This is a genomic window from Pelagimonas sp., from assembly GCF_050633425.1.
In the GTDB taxonomy this organism is placed as follows: domain Bacteria; phylum Pseudomonadota; class Alphaproteobacteria; order Rhodobacterales; family Rhodobacteraceae; genus Pelagimonas.
Map to the genome: position 1 here is coordinate 1 of NZ_JBOEGM010000008.1, position 18,724 is coordinate 18,724.

An 18,724-nucleotide genomic window follows, 5' to 3' on the forward strand; every position below is an offset into this window, starting at 1 on the left:
TCGGCGCAAACGCAGCGAATTGGCGCTTTGTCCCGCACTGCCGACTTGCAACCCGAAATTTCGCTGCAAGGCTCATCAATGGCCGGTTTTCTCGCGGCAATGCGGCGTTTTCATGCAGTGTTGCCAGGATGGCGGCAGGACTTTGCAAACTCCGCTAACTGCGCTTCGCGGACATTGGTGCGATCCTGGGTCGCAGGGTGCTGCCCACTTCGCCCCAAGATGACCGCTGTCAGCCCTGAGCGGACATGATCTGCTGGCCGCTTCGCGTGTGCAGCATCTACGGGTCGGGCGGATTGCCGACATTCGCTGCGTTTGTGAAGGAGCCGCGCCAGACGGGCAAAAGCGGCCATTCCAAGCTCCAAAAGTCTGAACATTGACACCGCGCTAGACCTCAGGTCTGCAAAGAGCAGATAACAGATAACATAAATTTGGCGGCGATTGCCAGCAACTTAGTAAAGGCGTTCCTATCCAGATTTGGGCCCAAAACATAGGTGTCGTGACGAGGAAGAATCCTTCTGGTCATTCCCCGCAGCCATGTATCAGCCGAAGTCTGGATAGGAACGCCCTCAGTGATCAATAGTTGAACGATCAAAGCTAATCGGATAAAACGTAAACGCTTTTGACCCGGTAGTTTATCTGAGCTCAGTAAATTCTTTTTTCTACGCGAGCGAACATGCTTCTGGGGACTCCAAGTATAGATCAACACAACTGTAGCACATATGCCGTTTTCTATTCGAGGACTAAAATTGGCCCAAGATGAACGTCGAAACTCAATTTTGAAGGCAGCCATTGATGCTATACATCATGACGGTTTGCCTTTTATTTCCAATGATTTAATAGCGAAGAAGTCAGGTGTTTCACGACAGCTAATTAGGTACTACTTCAAATCCAAAGAAGAGTTGATGATTGAGATTTGCGATATGCTTGCGGCAGCATATCGCAAAGCCTTGGTTGATGTGGCGCTATCAAATGACTCGGCCAATCGTTTGGAGCAACTGCTCGATTTTTACTTTGACTTTTTAGAGGGCAAGACCAAGCCACGTGACGATCAGGTTTACGATGCAATGATGTCTTTGGCGGCGGGTTCACCAGCGGTAAAGGAAAACTTACGAGGGCAATACAGCTTGCTTGGTAGCGTCGTGTCACAAGAAATCACTGTCAATTACCCCAATATCACTGTCGAAGATGCCGATCAGCTTTCCTACCTCTTTGTGTGTTTGATGTATGGTCATTGGAAAATGGTTGCGACGCTCGGCTTAAATGAAACGCATAGGGTTATCACCCGCAAGGCTATCGATCGACTAATTTCATCGTATCAACAATCCCCTTCCAAACCAGAAGACCAGCCTAAAATCTGGTCAGTTTAAATAAGTGTTTTTCATTTTGAAAAAATTCAACTTGAATTTGCACCTCGAGGACTCAGGGGGTCTCTTTTTTCTTTTTGTTTTCAAAGCATTAAAAAATCTTAGGCAGCTTGAAATTCTTTTTCACATGGACAAACCCGTGGATAAATAATTGACACGCGTCAGTGTGGCAGCCCTAACTTGGTTAATTTTGTCAGCCTACATCATTTTGGGGACCTTTAACGGTCGCCAGTGACGTTCAATGGATGGATTATGCACAACGTTTTTTCAACGGACCTCGGGCTATGCTGTGACACACATGGCAACAACCGTTCTAGTCGCACCTCGTTCGCTCGTCGAAAGAGATTACTGGCGACGACAATCCTTGCGGCTATGCCAGGACTTGCATGGGCGGATGAAAATTCCGACATAGCCGGGGCCGTGACCGTTAACAAAGCCCTGATGGCCGATCTGGTGATGAACACCACGACAGCTTATTTGGCCGGCACGCCATTGGATGACGCCGTGGTTTTGGCACCGGTGTCTCCGGCTCAAAACTCGGCTCCCCTTCCGATTGAGGTCGACAATATACTCGTTGTATCCACGGCAGATGGCATACCAGCAATTGATGTTGGCGTGGCAGGCGAAGTGCACGTTTTCAACGGGGGTGTTGTGTCCAGTAGCGGATTAGCCTCATCGGCAATCGAGGTAGATGACACAGCGGCGGCGTTGTCAGTCGAGATCAGCGGTGGGGCACGGGTTGCGACGACAGGAAACAACAGCGCGGCGATCAACGCAGGTTCCTTTTCCAATTCCGTTTTGAACGTGAATATCAACTCAAGCGGCGCACTTGCGGCATTGTCCACCACTGGAGACAACGCAACGGGCATTCAAATGGGCGATGGCACGGGCAATCTGTCAACGGCTACCATTTCGATCATTGGTGCAACAACGTCCACCGACGGGCCGGGTTTGGTTTCCGATGGGGCAGATTCAGATTTGATTGTGGCCGATCTTGTCGGGCAATCTTCTGCCAGCGTTACTATCGAAAACTCCTCGCTTTTGGTCAACGGACCCGAGTCTGAAATCTTGCGCCTGTCACTAGGAGAAGCCAGCGATTCCTTGGTTTTGCTCGACAATAGCACGTTGCGTTCCACTGGGATTGAAAGCGCTCTTGTGATCATTGCAACCGCAGACAGCGGTATTTCAAACACCGCTATTGTTGGCAGTAATCTGTCCGCAACCGGCGCGCAATCCGGAGGTGTTGGTATTTTGACCTCCGGTGGTGATTTGCATTCGGACACAACGATTGTCGCAGATTCAACATTGCAGACGACGGGGGCGGCGCTGGTACTCGAAGCAGCAGGCTCTGGATCGACACGTACACTGGTAATAGAAGACAGCCAGTTTTCGTCGGTGGATGATGCTTCGCCCGCAATGCTTGTTGGGGGTGTTGGGGACAATTCCGCGGCGGATGTCACCATACGTCGCAGCACAATTTCAACAGACGGGGATATGTCGGAAGCCTTGCTTTTGGGGCGCAGCGGTACGGGATCTCAGCAGACTGTGATTATGGAAGGTGTTGATCTTAGCACGCGCGGAGCCGCGTCTACGGCGCTTTTGATAAATGGCGCATCTTCGCAAGGCGAATTGGCCTTTGTCGCAGTTGGGTTAGACTTAGCAACAACGGGTGATAACGCGCTGGGTTTTCAGGTGGCTCATCTAGCCGGGACTGACGGCCGAGATGCGATGGCGATATCGGATGCAACTATCTCCACCACTGGCAGAGATGCGATTGGGTTTAGTATTGGCGACGAGACGGCACCGGGTGCTGCATCAAACTACACGCAAGAATTTGCTTTCGCTGGTTTCGACATTTCTACGTTGGGCGACAACGCAACCGGAGTTTTGCTCAGCTTTCCTTCAGGCGACATCGCTGGGTCTACTTTTTCATTTGCCGCAGGTGACTTTGTCATTTCGACACAAGGGGCGCATTCTGCCGGGCTTATCCTCGGAACGTCGCCGATCAGCGCGACCGGTTCGTTGGCTGCTTCCACCTTAGGAGGGGCCCAGATTACCACCCTCGGGGATCACTCCTCGGCCTTTGTCCAACATGGCTTGGGGTCGAATGGCAGCGACAATACCGAAATGTATTTCCATGGTGACCTGACCTTATCGACCCAGGGTGAAAATGCGATTGGCTATGATTTGGTTGGGCTTGGTAATGACTCCAGACTGGCCTTGGATCCAACGGTTGTTTCTACCATGGGTGACGGATCACACGGGGTTCGGATCGCTGAAACGGGTATGGGTGCTCGTCAGACTGTTTCGCTAACCGGGCTGGAGGCATCAACGGGCGGGGACAATGCAACGGCGTTGCTTATCGGCGGACAGAGGCAATCAGCTTCGATTTTATCACTCGATATGCTTAATCTATCTCTGGCAACTCATGGTCATGGATCGCAGGGGTTTGAACTCACAGCTCTGCCGGGCTCTGACTCAAGCGCTGTGATCTCTGCCGATCAAATTGTGATCGACACCCAAGGCGATGGGGCAGACGGTTTTACATTAGGTGCGGCCAATCTAGTGGCCCCCAACCATGCCGGAACAACGAATGTTTCTCGGACGATTACCCTTAATAACTTGGATTTAACGACCTCTGGTGATGGATCAGCGGGATTGCGGATAGCAGGCATTGGCGACGGTGCCACCGACAGTGACCAATCAACGCTTATAACCAATACATCGGTTGCGACGTCTGGGCTTGGTTCAGTCGGAATTGATCTCACGACCTTCGGTAGTGACGCAGAAAATGCCGTGGCCATCACGGCAATAGAAACCGTTGATATCACCACTGCGGGTGACAATGCGACGGGTTTACGCATTTCCGGGGGCGGAACGGGCGGCAATCAGCATTTGCTGACACATGGGTTAGAAGATTTGACCATCGTGACCACCGGTGCGATGGCGACCGGGATTGATCTGACCTTTGCTGGAGCATCGATGCCAAATGAGAGCGTTGATGTGATCGCAACAGACCTTGATGTGAGTGTTTTCGGTGTCGGATCCGACGCAATGGTTATCACAGGCACGCCGGTTGGAAGCCGCCCTATGTCGGTGCGCATTGACTTGGAAGCCGATGACCGTTTGGCCTCTGCTGACGGATATGCCTTTCGCGAAACTGGTATGAACACGAGTTTGACTGTTCAAGGCACCGTTGCCGGGGCAATGGATTTTGGCACGGGATCTGATTTTCTGACATTTGCAGGGGCGGATTTGGACGTCACAGGCCTGCGCGGTGTTGATGCCGGTGACGGCACAGATACTTTGATCTTTGATCAAGTCAGCATTGATTTCACCAATACTGACAGAGGTTTCGAGAATTTCGAACGGATGATTTTTGACGATTCCAATATCACTTTAGATGGTCTTGATATCGCACAAGGATCAACCTTGCACGCAAGTGGTAGCAGTCGCTTAACCGGCGATGTGACTGGCGGCGGTCAGATATCGCTAAACAACGGTTTGGCAACGGACGTTTTCACTATTGACGGCGATATCAGGGGGCCTGTCACCTTGTCGATGGACGCTATCCTAGACAGTAGCGAAGATGCAGATTTGCTGATTGTACTTGGGTCTTTGGCTCCCGATGTCCAAGGTTCAATTGTGATCAACAACATCGGTGGATTAGGTGCACCCACCGGAGAAGAGGATGATGCTGGGATCCTGTTAGTAGAAATCCACGGCCAATCTGACGAAGCCAATTTTGCTTTGGCAGGAGAGAACCTTCAGGCAGGTGCTTTTATCTATGGTTTACACCATTCGACAGCAGGGGATTTCTATTTGCAATCGACAGGTGGGTTGTCAGATGCCGCGCACCTTTATCCCAAAGCCACGGATTTGGTGTTCACGGCGCATCATACTTTGACTGACTTGCCACGCGGGTTGACCTCTCGCCAAGGTGTCATCAGCAGCAAAAGCAAAACGCAACTTGCACCATGGGTGCGGGTGTTTGGCGGGACTGGGCAATTCGGATCAGAAACCGGGCGCGGTGATTATTCCGAAAACTCTGATACCACATTTTCCTATTCCGGACTGCAATTGGGGACAGGCTTTGAGCTCCCAACTTCAGCCGAAGGTGATCTAACAGTGCAGATGGCAGCACACTACGTGACCGGGGCGCAGTCGGTTCGACGTAGCGGTGATTTCAGCCAAAACGCCGGATCATTTGACACCGATGCTTATGGTGCAACGGTTGGGTTTACGTATGAGTTACCCTCTTATGGCTATTTCGAAACGGCATTGTCCTATAGCCGCGCGGAGTTTGAATTTGACACAAGTTCAGGAGCAGAAGCTGACACCACTGCAAAGGTCGTCACATGGGTTGCAGAAGCGGGCAGATACTTTGACTTGCAAAACGATTTGCGTCTAACGCCCTGGGCGCGATTGGCCTTGGAACAAGCGCGCGTGAATGGGTTTACCGATAGCAATGGCACCGATCAGGACAGCTATACCGTAAACCATATGTTGGTATCCGGTGGCATCAAAGCCGAAAAAAGCTTTACGTCTGCGCGTGGATTCGGTGCGATCTATGGTGGTCTTGGTTTGGCACATTACACGTCGACCGGCACAGACATCCGCTTGCAAGGCGTTGGCATTGATGATTGGCGTGACAATTCTACGTACGCTCAAATTGAACTCGGGGGCCGGTGGCAAAACGAAGCTGGCACGTCCGAACTGTCGTTCGACCTAGCTTCGGAACATGGGTTGACAGACACGTCAGATCACAACCTGAAGGTAGGTTTTGAGGTCGCTTTCCGGTTTTGAAACGATTTTTAGGCAAAGTGCATAGTATAGTTCTCAAAGCTGCAAAGGGCATGGAACAGTTTTTCTCAGAGCCGCCTAGTCGTTGGCTTTGAATTCTCTCGCTCAGGGGGGCAAAAAGCTGATGTCATCGCCGATGGACGAAGCGTAACCCGAGTGAGGAATAGCTAAGAACATTGAAAGCTCAAACAATGTCTTTGGTAAAAAAGACACATAGGCTGGAAAGGTAGAATACCGGTCCAAAAGAGGACCGTCTGAGGAGATGCTTGCCCAACCGGTCATAGGTGAACATGCTGAAAACTCTCACTTTGTCGGCTCAGCCGCACTTGGACCACTGAAAATGCTGCACTCCTTGTCGAACGGCCGGTTTGGCGAAGCTGCAACGAGGCATTTAGTAGATCGATGAAAGTCCGGTCACGGCCCACACTGCGCTTTGCACGTCCTCAAGCGCACCCTCTTGTCATCTCAGCCCATAGTCCAACTTCAAGACCGCCTCACGTTTCTGCTCCATCGAACTGCCACCATAATACACCCCGTAACTCATGGTTTTCTTCTGGTGCCCTAAGATGTCCGCAGAAAAGCTAAGCGCATGACTCTTGAGTACCAACACCCTCTTCCGCCAGACGAGCAAAAGCGCTACACAAACACTACACACGACGGCTAAAGTCGAGTACGTAAGTCATTGAAAGATAACACAGGAAGAGGTTGGTCATGTCCGTGTGGGGGCACCATTTTCTCTTTAAGATCAAGGCCGTACAGTGCAACGTGTTTGTCTTGCTTGTTCGTCGAAAAATCCGGAAGCTTATCGGAAGCCGATTTTTGCTGGCTTTCGCTGTTGCGTAAGAATCACTTCAAAAGAAAACTTTTCCATCGCCGTTCGTCGGCTGGCAGGCGATGAAAGTCTGAATGGGTCATAGTGACCAAGTACTTGCAATGCGACGCCATCGGGACGCTACCTTTTCGAAGGCTGTATAAGGGCCTTCGAGAGTAGTGGCGGGCCTAAGTCAACGCAGCCTATTCTGAACGGAGATGGCACGTAGCGGTTCAGTACACAGGGGGCGGATAGTGTAAATTCGCCGCGCCTGCGAAAGCTTCGTGCTGGACGGTCACAAGCGGCCATTCATGTCCAACCTGAGCTTGCCCTCATGCTACGCTCCGTACCAAGGTCAGCAATGCGCAGGAAGTAACCTTTGCAAAGTGGGGCAATCCCCCTGACAACCCAACTTCGCCACGCTGCAACGCCGCGAAAAAACCGGTCATCGGTAAACCTTGCAGAAAAAATGGCGCGAACCGTCGAAGATACGTCCTCACACTGGGTATTAGAAAGAATGCAGAGTAAAAATGAAAGGGCGGCAGCAATATAGATGTTGTTGCAAAGTGGAACCAAACTGTGCAAGTTCTTCTCGCGCCATGTCGTGAGGTCAGGTTTTGTTGAAGTTCTTTTCTTCTGTTATCGCATTTGCGCTTTGTTTGGCATCGAGTGCCGCGGCTGATGACAAGACAAAATGCAGGTTTGGCTTTGAAGTTGATAGCCAATCATCCGCATTTCAGGCGTTAACAACACCAAATAACTTGCCCTTTCAAGGCGTGTGGCAGTCAACACGACGTGCCCCTGCTGCGACAAGAACCTTTGCAAAACACATTGGTCGTCTTCAAGTTTGCTTAACAACCGCAGACGGCAAACCGGTGCTTGTCCGGAATGGGCTTTCTACGGTTCAGATCAAGAGCCCATATTTGACCTTCTGTACCGCCGCCCTTTTGCCAGACAACAAATTGCTAACCAATGCGCACTGCTTTTTCGATCAGCGTTTCGTCGACGCCGGTTTAACAGTCGAAGAGGCGCGCGTTGATTTCAACTATTTGTCCAAGGATGACCATGGGGCGGTCCGTTCCTATGATGTGTTACCTACTGAACTCGCGCTTGATCGCGATCTTGATGCTATGGTTTTGCAGTTAAAAGACAATCGCGCCAATGAGGATTTGGGTGGGCATATCCCAATGCGCATGATGGCAAAGGTCGAACCCTTTCAAGAGCTGCGTATGATTCATCACCCGAACGGCGGTCCTCAGCAGTATTCAGTTGGGACCTGTCAGGTGCACAGCCTTCAACAAGAAATCCCAGACGATCGATCCCCGTTCAGGCATACTTGCGAAAGCATGGGCGGGTCTTCGGGGTCATTGCTGCTTGATGCGCATACACTGGCCGTCGTCGCGCTACATAATACAGGTGGGCTGTCTTCTGAGCGCGACAGTTACAACGGTGCGCATAAGATCGATAAAATCAACGCTGTTTTAGGTCTAGAGTTTACGGAGTTCACGCCAAACACCCCACAGATGTCTGTTGCGCAACAGGCCTTTAGCGATATCATCTTGATGGACACCGCATCACAAAAGCTGGCAGCGTTGCGCCTTCTCATCAAAGACTTCCCCGATGATCCGATCGAGAAACAGGTCAAGTTAATGATTTCTAGGTTGGAAATTCAACAAAACCAAGAAGACATTCGCGAGCAGGATGTAACGCGCACCCAGGCGGACAAGACCCTAACTGCATCGTTGCTTCTTTCTGATCCAGAAGATCAAATAAAAGCGTTGCAGAACCTGATAGGCAGGTTCAGTGACCAACCTGCGGCCAAACAGGCGGCATTGGTTCTAAAACGGTTGCAGTCACTCGAGGCCGATGGGGATGACGCTTTAACCGACGATGCTTCGGAGGTGCTCCATTTCACCGGGGTAACTAAGAAAGAACCTGAAGAGCCAAACTTAATTTTTACTCCCGTTTCGAAAGCAGCCAACCCTGATGACACTGATGCTGAAGAAACCATGAGTTTGGCGGCTATCAAAAAACAGGCTTCCGAAATTCTTGGTGATGTACAGCACCTTGATGTTGAAATCCACTTCCACGAAATCGCACAGGCCAAAGCGCTGCCAAACACGTATCTGGCCGCATCAAAGGCGCTCCAGGAAGTGCTCAGACAGCAGGGGTGCTCTGTTGGCCGCGGGCATAGCTTGAGCAAGAAAACCGTAGACGGGCAGTTTGGAAGAAACAGCGCCAAGGGCCTGGAAGCCTTTCAAGCTGCTAGCGCGAAGATCCCCCAATGTGCACCGACAGAAATCTTACCTCCGCTGAGCTCAGCTGAACGACAAATGGACGCCAAAGTAGCCAATTGGGTGCCCCGCGCATTGAGTAATATCTTGAACATATCCAAATGCATAGCCCATTCAGAACAACCGATTTGCGGCTGCTCTGATCCGGTGTTTGAAAACAAGGATGGCGTTTGCAGCCTCAAAACTTGTCCCAAAGGCAAGACCTTGAACCCCAGAACTGGAGCCTGCGCAGCGCCAGTTGCGGCCTGTGTTGGCGGCAAGGTTAGACGCGGTCAACGCTGTGTTTGCCCGTCAAACATGCAGGAAAACAGCAAGGGTCAGTGTTACTTGCCAAGAGCCACTCCGCCGCCAGCGGCCGCTAAGAAGAACTGCTTTGAATGGAGAGATGGAGAGACTAAATGTCTTTGAAAAGATTTCGCCTGCTTTTGAAGGTCGCATTGGTCGCAAGCATCTCGGCCACTTCGGTTTTCGCTCAAAGTCTCGTGGGCAAAGAGTTTGCCTGCCTCAATGGCGACCGCCAACAGAACTTCTTTGTCGGTTCTGACAGAGTGTTTGTCGCCTCCAAACGAACCCGTTCAATAGACAGGAATTGGACGATCCATACGGGCAGCACGAAAGGTGCGAATGTGGGCGGGGTTTTTGGGACGCTTGGGGAAATGCGGTTTAACAGCGTTTACTCCACCAATCGCATTTTTAAAGATGCGAATTACTTGAGAAAATTCAAAATAGAGATGACCAAGGGGGGCTGGGCCTGCCCCCGCCAAGGATCAAAAATGGGGAATTGCGGAAAAGAAGTCGTTATGGCCAGAAGTGACGGCAAGCGACTAATGATAGGCAACCATATCCTCTTCAGATCAGCAGGATCGTCTGGCAAAAATCACATCATCGGGTTGCAGGGGTATGGTTTTAATCACCCCATTCGTAAAACCGAGCGTTCAGAATACTGGACTATTTATCAGTTAAACTCTAACGGAAAACTGTCGGGCTACTTTTATGGTGGCGGACCTGACTTAACTGACAGCGGCCATAATGTGACATCGGCTGCGAGCTTGGTAAAAAAGATGGTCCCAGAAAAACTTGGCAATTGTGTGCTGCTAAACTAACGCTCTCGCTAGTCAATTGTTGTTGCGGAACCAACAACTTCGACTATTTCTCCGCCAATGGTCCGAAGAGACCACTTTTTTATTGTCTCAGCTGCTAGGCATGAGGGCGAATCCCCATTCAATTGAAAGACCGCTTGTTTCCCGTCTATGTGAGTCAGATGGCCTGTAGCGGTCAGAGTGCCCGTTGCACTCACCTCTGAACGTCCAAATACGATTGGGCAGTCATTGCTCAAATCCAGATCAAGAGGACCATCGTAGACGAAAAAATCCGCCAGAAAATCGGTTTCTAGCGAGACTGACAATGTGGTCACACCATCTGCAAAAGCGACAAAAACTCGGCTGGCTGTAACTTTTAGCTCGACTGGGCCTGCCAAAGCATCCAATTGAATCGTACCAGAACACAGTATTTTGCAGTTCTCGGGGTAATAGGTGACCGTAACATCTCCTTCTGGCACAATTTTTTCGAATTCACCTCGTAACTGAGCATCTGTTTTCGAGCTGTTATCACAGCCACAGGCCAGCGCAAAAGCTGGGGCCAACATCAAGGCCAGCATCAACAGAAATCGCATAAATTTTCCCGCCAGTTAAGTCGCCTAGATCCCTCAAGATTGTTATCACATTTCAAACGATGTCTAGACAGAAGATTGTCGAAAAAGCCCGCTTAGCTTACGTGCGGACACAATCTGATGCAGAGCTTGCAGCGAAGGACGGCCTTTCTCAATCCAACTGCATTAATGGGCTTTCATCAACCCAAAAATTTTAGCGGTTTTACAAACTCCGCTTCCTACGCACTCCCGACCTTGAAGCGGGGCATAACATCGCCAGGACCATCGGGACCAATCTAAATGTCCGCTTTCGGGAAATCAGGTGAGAGTTTTTGCTCCGGCAGAAGAGTGCTCGCCGCGCCTTGAGTTAATGTCCAAATAGGGCTGTCTCCCGTCATCCGGTGTTGCAGTGACAGCGCATCTTGGGCGGAAACCTGGCGCTGCACCGCTGCAAGGCAGCTCTGAGCCCATTTTGCAGGATGCTGCACGGCGCGTGAATGTCGGCTTCAGTCTCAGGTGGTTAAAAGGTGACAAGACCAACTTCAGCTTTCCTAAGTTTGTGCGCCCCAAGATTTTCAGCGTCTTTATCATTTGATCACAACGTAAAAATGACCGCTCTTGGCGCGGCTCGTATAGAAAACGATGCGAGATTGCGTTCGAACTTTCAGTTGGCGGTCTTGAGCCAATCTTAACCGCACTGCCGGATACTGCGCCAAAAAAGTGAGGATAAGCATGGGCGCGAACAACACACCACTGTTTGACTTGATCGAACTGTCGTCATTGAATTCGAACGCGACGTTCACGACCGCGCCCGGCGGAGGTGACGATATCATTGGCCTAGTCGACAACGCCACGTACACGGACGGGGATTCGTCAAACTCCGCTACGGAAATCGCTGAGCTTAACGAGACCTTCTCTACCAACGGTGGCACGATCACCATTGATGGGATGGAGTATAGCATTCAGCTTGTCGTCCCGAACGGGTTCGGAGACGATGTGACGATCACCTACAACGGTGGCGGATCTTCGGTCGACCTGTCGGGCGATGGGTTGTCCTCCGACATCACGTTCATCATTGCTTCACCTGTTGGCGGCGGTACCGATCGGTACTTCGCAGTAACCGACGATGCTGTTGGCGATCTGCCCAACATCACTTCGATCCAGATCCGCGATCTTGACTGGACCCCTTCGGGTGACGACGTTTTGATTGATCTGGACCAGAACAATGTCGTCACAGTCTGCTTTGTTAAGGGCACATTGATGGAGACAGAGACGGGGCCGCGTGCGGTTGAGGAGCTATCAACTGGCGACCTGCTCCAGACCCTGGACCATGGCCTGCGTCCGATACGATGGTGCTGGACGAGGACGTTTAGGTTTTCCGCCGAAACCCCGGACAAGCAACGTCCAGTACGCATTCAGCCTGACGCTTTGGCGCCGGGTGTTCCGCAACGCGAGTTGCGTGTTTCGCCGCAGCATCGAATGCTGGTGGCATCAAAGATCGTCGAGCGCTTGTTCGGGGTGGACCAAGTGTTGATCCCTGCAACCAAGCTCGTCGGCCAGCCCGGCATCACCCGCGACACTATGGTCAAGGTCGTCACTTATTGTCACCTCTTTTTGGGCAGCCATGAAGTGATCTTCGCCGAAGGCGCTCCAGCCGAGAGCCTTTTACCGGAAAAAGAAGCGTTGCGTGCTCTATCGCGTGCTGCCTACGCAGAATTAAAGGCAATTGTCGACACAAATGTCCCCCCGGCCCACCCAATCGTCGAGCGCGGCCCGCTGCTGCGCGAGCTCCTACGGCGACACAGTAAGAACTCTAAACCGCTCTGTGAGAAAAAACTCGATGTCCGTATGCCTCCGTGGAGGCGACCGAACGAGTTGGCATTTAGCGTAAGGTGATCGCCCACAAGTTGAAAGTAGCCATTCGGAAACTAGCCACCGTTTTCTTGCTGGTTCTCGCTGAAGCAGCCGCTGGTTCGGCCGCAGCGAACGACAGCAAGGTCCCGCAGTCCTGCCGCTCAACCGTCAAAAATGCTGCACTGTGTGTCGAATGGCAGGTTTGGTGAAGCCGCAATGTAGCGCAAGGTCATTCAGCCAACAGCTGGTAAGGGCCGAATTTGTGCGAAACTATCCTGTCAGTTAACATTCATCGCACATTTTTTAAAATGGCTAACCGCACCTCTTTTGCTGTGGTTTTGTGCCGCGAGGGCTATGCTCCGCCTTTACTCACCGCGCAGCACTGATCCACGTCTCAAGCTTCGACTGTCCTCAAGACGTCTGTTCGGATGGCGGGGGCGCGGCTGGCGGTGTAGGTGCTGGTAGGGCGGAAAATCTTTCCTTCTTTTGGTCGTAGATGCCGTTGCTCAATTGAGTGGCCCTTTCTGATGTTGCGGATTTGAATAGATGAAGCCGTCGCGGTGGAAACCGCGATGCAGGGTAGGGATACATGGATGGAATGGCGTCACGGCATGTGGTGCGTCCGGTTGCGAGGTCGTGGTAAGCGGTCTTGATTTTGCTGACGAACGGGCGTGGCACCTCGCAAGCAGGGGGGAAGAAACCTGTGAGGTGCTGTGCATGGACGGTGTCGAACCACTCGGTTGCCTAAACGCAATCCGCCTTCATATCCTGATCAATGTGTTGCTCAAATCGGCCGCGGCGGTTGACGAGGACATCGAAGAGCGGCAACCGATCCGCGCGGTTATCCAGCGCGCAGATGGGTTCCTATGCTGGGGAGAGTCTTTGTGAAACTTGATTGGCCCATGTCCCGCCAGATGGCGGCAATGGACAATGAAGCAACTGGCGAGGTGCCTTGATGCGCTGACGACGGTTCCCTTTACAGCGGGTCTTGCTTTGGCGGCTGCAAAGAAAACTGAACCGGGCACGCAGGTTACGGCTCCTCTGGAGCGGGTCCATGGAAGGCCGGCTCAGTCTGTGGAGCAGCTGGTAACGTCGCAGCCATCAGCAAGCGCATCTATTTCGCAAGCTATGCCAACTCCCGCGAAGGCTCATGACAGATTGAGTAAGGCTGTCGCCTAAGTGGTTATTGAAAAACTCCTGCCTCGACTGATGGGGGCATGGTTTCCCGACACAGGAAAATTTCATGAAACGAAACTTTTTCGGCTGAGCAGGCGGCGATCAGCTCGGCAAAACCTGACGCTCGATGAGACTTTTCAGAGACCGCAGGCAAGGGGATCGTACTTCTAGATGTTCTTTGTTCGTCTCGCGCCCAGGTTTGAGTTGCGCCCTTTTTGCGCCTTGCTGACCTTGGTGCTGGCCGCAGCAAAGGTTGGCTCTCCGCCTCGTTTGCAGAGCCTCGGGTAGACAACGATATTTAAGGGCATCACGCACGCGGTAAGCTGTTCTCAGAGCATCGCAATGGTGGCTCAGGGCAGGTCACTTTGTAAAGTTTCTGCATGCGGATCGGCGAAACTATTGGGTGTGCCGCACTCGCGCAGGACGAACATCTGTTTTGCCTGCTGCGATGCGTATGTTCCAAGGCGCAGACCCCACTGGTTTGCGCTTGCCAGTGTGGTTCACGGCTTCGAAAAGCTCACGGTCGTCATGTCTGATCAATCTCGGCTGACGGATGCACAGTTGGCGCGCCTTTGGCCTTTCTTTGCGATGTCCCTTGGCAATCCTAGCGTGGATGATAGGCCAATGTTGAACGTGACCATCGCCTTTGACCGCAATGGTTTACGGTGGCGATCCGCTTCTAAAGCCTATGGTCGACACAGTTGAAACCGAGCGAAGCGTCAATGGGGCCTCGCAGGTGCCGCAAGTGCTTTGGAAGTGGTGGGGCGATGCAGAGTTTTGCCCGGATGTTGACGGGGATGGCTGCCAAGCGTGGCAAGACGACGGCCATCATCAAACCACTGCCTGGGAAGTGAACGCGACCTATCCTAAGGCCCGCCGAATGGCGACTCGCATGGGCGTGTCACTCGGGGGGCGGCACGTCGAAATGGTCGTACCAAAAGCGGTATGAAGACAATGCTGCAGGCTATTTGGGATAACCGTCGACCTCAGTTTGAGCTGTGTGTCACCGGCGGTCAGCGCTGCCATGACATTCGCGCGCGGTCTTCGTTGAAAGCTTGCTGAAGGTGGTCGGTTAGTACGTGGTCGGTTAGTACAAAGCCATCAAGGGCCGTGCGGCAGGGGAGGTGCTATTACCCTCTTGGGCACCTTTGAAACAGCAGCCCAACATTCGCCCCGTTTCACAATGGCCGTCGCGTTCATAGTGGCCCGGTGGGACCATGTGCCCGAGGTGCTTTGCGCTGTTCGACAAAGGAAACAACAACATCCTGCGTGAAACGTGACCCGAATGCATTGTTTTCGTGGCTGGCAGCACCGTCATGTCACCTGGCACGCACATGGGGCGCAATGCCATGGGCTGTCTCTAGAATATAGGGGAGCAGCTCTGTTTGGATACGTTCACTGTTCCACAATTGTGATGAGACCGAGCATTGGATGGCCGCAAAGGCACGGCCGTCCGGTCCTTTTATCGGGGCCGAGATCCCCGTTTGGTTCAAAATTATCTGGCTTTGCGACAAGGCATACCCCTGGTGTTCTGCTTCCTCGATGCTGCGGGTGATGTCGGCTTTGTCCAAGGTGGTCTGTGGGGTGAGCGCGTTGACGCTCCATGTGTTGATCAAGACGTCGCGCTCTGCCTTTGGAAATGTTGATAAGATCGCGCGCCCTGCGGCTGAGCTAAGTGCCGGCAATCTGCGTCCAACGATACTGGAGGAGAACTGGCTGCTGCGTCCCGGGACACGGCTGATATAAAGCACGTGATCGCCCGACAATTCGGCCAAATTGACCGTCGCGTCCAGTCGGTGTGAGAGCTCGATCAGCTTTGGCATGGCCAATCGGACGAGCGGATTGGACCAAAAATAGGCATAGGCCATTTCCAACCAAGCGTGCGAAGGACGAAACCGTTTGGTCACCGGATCTTTGTCCAGCATCCCTTCAATATGCAGCGTATTGGCAAGGCGCTGGACCGCGCTTTTTTCCAATCCGGTACGCTTTACCAGCTCCCCAAGAGACAATTCGGTCGCCGATTCGTCGAAGGTGCGCAAGATTTGCAGGCCTTTGGCCAGGGAACCGACGTAGAGGGTGTTCTGCTTTTTGTCCATTTTTTACGCTCTTGCAGGATTAAAGGGCGGTGTCAGGCATTTTTCCTTGACGCTGCGGCTTTGGATGCGGATCAATGTATTTATGAGTAATATAAAGTATTAAATAATAATACAACAACAAACACAATCCTCAACGGGAGACTATGATGACACCTGCACTTCTAAGGTCCACGGCCATCGCACTGGCGCTTTGTACATCCGGCGCGGCTTATGCAGACAAGGCAAATGACACCATGTCAGTGGCTTTCACGAAAGAACTGGAATCTGTCGACAGCTATATGAACTCAGCCCGCGAAGGGATCGTGATTCAGCGCGCTGTCTGGGATGGTCTTTTGTACCGCGATCCGGTGACCAATGAATACAAGGGCAATCTGGCCACGTCTTGGGAATGGATCGACGATCTCACAATCGAATTCAAGCTGCGCGAAGGCGTCACCTTTCATAACGGCGAAGCCTTCAACGCCGATGATGTTGTCTACACCGTTGATTTCGTCTCCAACCCTGAAAACGGTGTCAAAACCCAGCGCAACGTCAATTGGATGAAATCCGCTGAGAGAATTGACGACTACACCGTGCGTATCCACCTGAAATCGGCCTTTCCTTCGGCGATCGAATTCTTGTCTGGTCCGGTGTCCATCTATCCCAATGAATACTACGCCGAAGTTGGCCCCGCGGGCATGGCGCTAAACCCTGTTGGAACGGGTCCTTACAAAGTGACCGAAGTTGAGCCGGGTCAGCACTTTGTTTTGGAAGCCTACGACGGCTATCACGACAGCCCCAAAGGCAAAGCAACGATCAAGAAAATCGACATCCGCACCATCCCAGACATCAATACCCAGATGGCCGAAATGTTTAACGGCACGCTGGATTTGATCTGGCAGGTTCCATCGGATCAGGCTGGGAAACTTGGTCAAATGGATCAATTCCAAGCGGTGAACGAAAGCACCATGCGGGTTGGTTTCTTGTTGCTGGACGTCGCTGGCCGCACACCTGACTCACCCTTTACAGACCTGAAAGTTCGTCAGGCCGTCGCACATGCGATTGACAGAACCGCCATCGTTGATGCGCTCCTGAAAGGCAGCAGCCAAGTTATCAATTCGTCATGTTTCCCAAGCCAATTTGGTTGCGACACCGACGTGACATCCTATGACTACGACCCAGAAAAAGCCAAAGCGCTTTTGGCCGAAGCAGGTTACCCAGACGGGTTCACGACTGATTTCTATGCCTACCGCAACCGTGACTACGCAGAGGCGATTTCCAGCTATCTCAACGCGGTTGGCATCAAAACCAACTTCAACATGTTGAAATATGCCGCTTTGCGCGATTTGTCAGCGACCAGTGGCGTTCCTGTGAACTTCCAGACATGGGGCTCATATTCGATCAACGACACCTCCGCCTTCACGGGCCAGTTCTTTAAACTGGGCGATTTGGATGCGGTCCGCGACCCTGCGCTGGCCGAGATTTTGGACGTCGCAGACACCTCCACCGATCCGGCTGTGCGTGTTGAGAACTACTCCAAAGCGCTCAACATGATCGCGGACAACGCCTACATGGTGCCGATGTTCTCCTACAACACCAACTATGTGTTCACCAACGAAGTCGACTACACGCCAACCCCGGACGAAGTGCTGCGGTTCGCGACGATGGCTTGGAAATAGGGGTTTCCCTATGGGCCGGGCATTGCAGTGCTCGGCCCGTTTTAGCTTTCGATCCCTTTCCTAGAAACGACCAATCGCGTCGCTATTATAGGTGACTCTTCGTGCTCAAATTCATCCTCAAACGGTTGGGGCTGGCCTTTTTGGTTGCCATAACCGTCTCCATCATCAGCTTCATTCTGTTGTATCTTTCCGGCGATCCCGCAACGGCGCTTGCGGGTGAGGGGGCGACCTCTGCCGATATTCAGGCCATCAATGAACTCTACGGTTTTGATCGGCCCTTGGTGATGCAATACCTGTCATGGTTCGGCGGCGCATTGACCGGTGATTTTGGCGAAAGTTACTACTTCAAGATGCCGGTATCGACCCTGTTGGCAGACCGGCTTTCGGTCACGATGTTGCTTGGGGTTTGCGGCATCAGCTTTGCGCTTTTGACCGCCGTGCCATTGGGTGTTTTGGCGGCAATGCGCCCCAATTCTCTGATTGATCGCTTCTCACTCTTTCTGTCCGTCGCAGGTCAGGCGATGCCGTCCTTCTGGTTCGGTCTGATCCTCGTTGTTGTCTTTTCGATCAAACTGCGGTGGCTGCCGGCCTCGGGGGCGTCAACGCCTGCGCATTTCATCTTGCCGACGATTGTTTTGGGCTATTACGCCATGCCTGCCATCATGCGTTTGACGCGGGCAGGGATGCTTGAGGTGCTGTCCTCCGACTACATCCGCACGGCGCGCGCCAAGGGGGCACCCGAACATGTCGTCTTGTTCAAACACGCCCTGCGCAACGCGATTATTCCGGTTGTCAGCCTCGCTGCCGTGCAGATGGGCTTCATGCTTGGCGGGTCTATCGTGGTTGAATCCATCTTTGCGCTGCATGGCGCGGGGTTCTTGGCCTATGAAAGCATTTCGCGCAACGATTTGCCCACGGTACAGGCGCTTATCCTGATTTTTTCCATGTTCTACATCGTGTTCACGTTCTTGGCCGATGTGCTCAACGCGTGGCTTGACCCACGCATGAGGAGCTCGTGAT

11 protein-coding genes are annotated in these 18,724 nt (G+C 52.4%); 9 read left to right on the forward strand and 2 right to left on the reverse strand.

Features of this window, described 5'->3' with window-relative positions; all coding sequences use genetic code 11:
* Positions 1 to 746 precede the first annotated feature (746 nt).
* The 4 genes from ACRBB0_RS05605 to ACRBB0_RS05620 all read left to right on the forward strand — a co-directional run bounded on the left by ACRBB0_RS05605 (position 747) and on the right by ACRBB0_RS05620 (position 10,375).
* Entirely contained in the window at positions 747 to 1,367 is a 621-nt protein-coding gene (locus ACRBB0_RS05605) for a TetR/AcrR family transcriptional regulator (RefSeq protein ID WP_431373425.1), read from the forward strand.
* Positions 1,368 to 1,736: 369 nt separating this feature from the next.
* Positions 1,737 to 6,170, forward strand: coding sequence for an autotransporter domain-containing protein (locus ACRBB0_RS05610; RefSeq protein ID WP_431373426.1), 4,434 nt, complete (start codon positions 1,737 to 1,739; stop codon positions 6,168 to 6,170).
* 1,425 nt (positions 6,171 to 7,595) lie between these two features.
* Positions 7,596 to 9,680, forward strand: a complete 2,085-nt coding sequence (locus tag ACRBB0_RS05615; protein WP_431373427.1) for a trypsin-like serine peptidase — start codon at positions 7,596 to 7,598, stop codon at positions 9,678 to 9,680.
* Entirely contained in the window at positions 9,671 to 10,375 is a 705-nt protein-coding gene (locus ACRBB0_RS05620; RefSeq protein ID WP_431373428.1) for a hypothetical protein, read from the forward strand. The genes ACRBB0_RS05615 and ACRBB0_RS05620 overlap by 10 nt, the downstream gene beginning before the upstream one ends.
* An 8-nt stretch (positions 10,376 to 10,383) precedes the next feature.
* Here the strand turns inward: ACRBB0_RS05620 and ACRBB0_RS05625 are convergent, their stop codons facing one another.
* Positions 10,384 to 10,944 carry a hypothetical protein gene (locus tag ACRBB0_RS05625; RefSeq protein ID WP_431373429.1) on the reverse strand — a complete coding sequence of 187 codons (561 nt, stop codon included), beginning with the start codon at positions 10,942 to 10,944 and terminating at the stop codon, positions 10,384 to 10,386.
* Between the two features lie 708 nt (positions 10,945 to 11,652).
* Here ACRBB0_RS05625 and ACRBB0_RS05630 point away from each other — a divergent pair.
* From ACRBB0_RS05630 to ACRBB0_RS05640, 3 genes are all read left to right on the forward strand, one after another.
* The gene (locus tag ACRBB0_RS05630; RefSeq protein ID WP_431373430.1) at positions 11,653 to 12,816 is read left to right on the forward strand and encodes a Hint domain-containing protein; all 1,164 of its coding nucleotides are present in this window, start codon (positions 11,653 to 11,655) and stop codon (positions 12,814 to 12,816) included.
* A gap of 675 nt (positions 12,817 to 13,491) precedes the next feature.
* The gene (locus tag ACRBB0_RS05635; protein WP_431373431.1) at positions 13,492 to 13,662 is read left to right on the forward strand and encodes a hypothetical protein; all 171 of its coding nucleotides are present in this window, start codon (positions 13,492 to 13,494) and stop codon (positions 13,660 to 13,662) included.
* 934 nt (positions 13,663 to 14,596) lie between these two features.
* Positions 14,597 to 14,899, forward strand: coding sequence for a hypothetical protein (locus ACRBB0_RS05640; protein ID WP_431373432.1), 303 nt, complete (start codon positions 14,597 to 14,599; stop codon positions 14,897 to 14,899).
* Positions 14,900 to 15,269: 370 nt separating this feature from the next.
* On the opposite strand, the gene ACRBB0_RS05645 is transcribed toward ACRBB0_RS05640, so the two are convergent.
* Positions 15,270 to 16,046: an IclR family transcriptional regulator gene (locus tag ACRBB0_RS05645; RefSeq protein ID WP_431373433.1), complete on the reverse strand. Its 777-nt coding sequence runs from the start codon at positions 16,044 to 16,046 to the stop codon at positions 15,270 to 15,272.
* Positions 16,047 to 16,192: 146 nt separating this feature from the next.
* Here ACRBB0_RS05645 and ACRBB0_RS05650 point away from each other — a divergent pair, with 146 nt between their 5' ends.
* Positions 16,193 to 17,704 carry an ABC transporter substrate-binding protein gene (locus tag ACRBB0_RS05650; protein ID WP_431373434.1) on the forward strand — a complete coding sequence of 504 codons (1,512 nt, stop codon included), beginning with the start codon at positions 16,193 to 16,195 and terminating at the stop codon, positions 17,702 to 17,704.
* 101 nt (positions 17,705 to 17,805) lie between these two features.
* Entirely contained in the window at positions 17,806 to 18,723 is a 918-nt protein-coding gene (locus ACRBB0_RS05655; protein WP_431373435.1) for an ABC transporter permease, read from the forward strand.
* The last annotated feature ends 1 nt before the right edge of the window (position 18,724 follow it).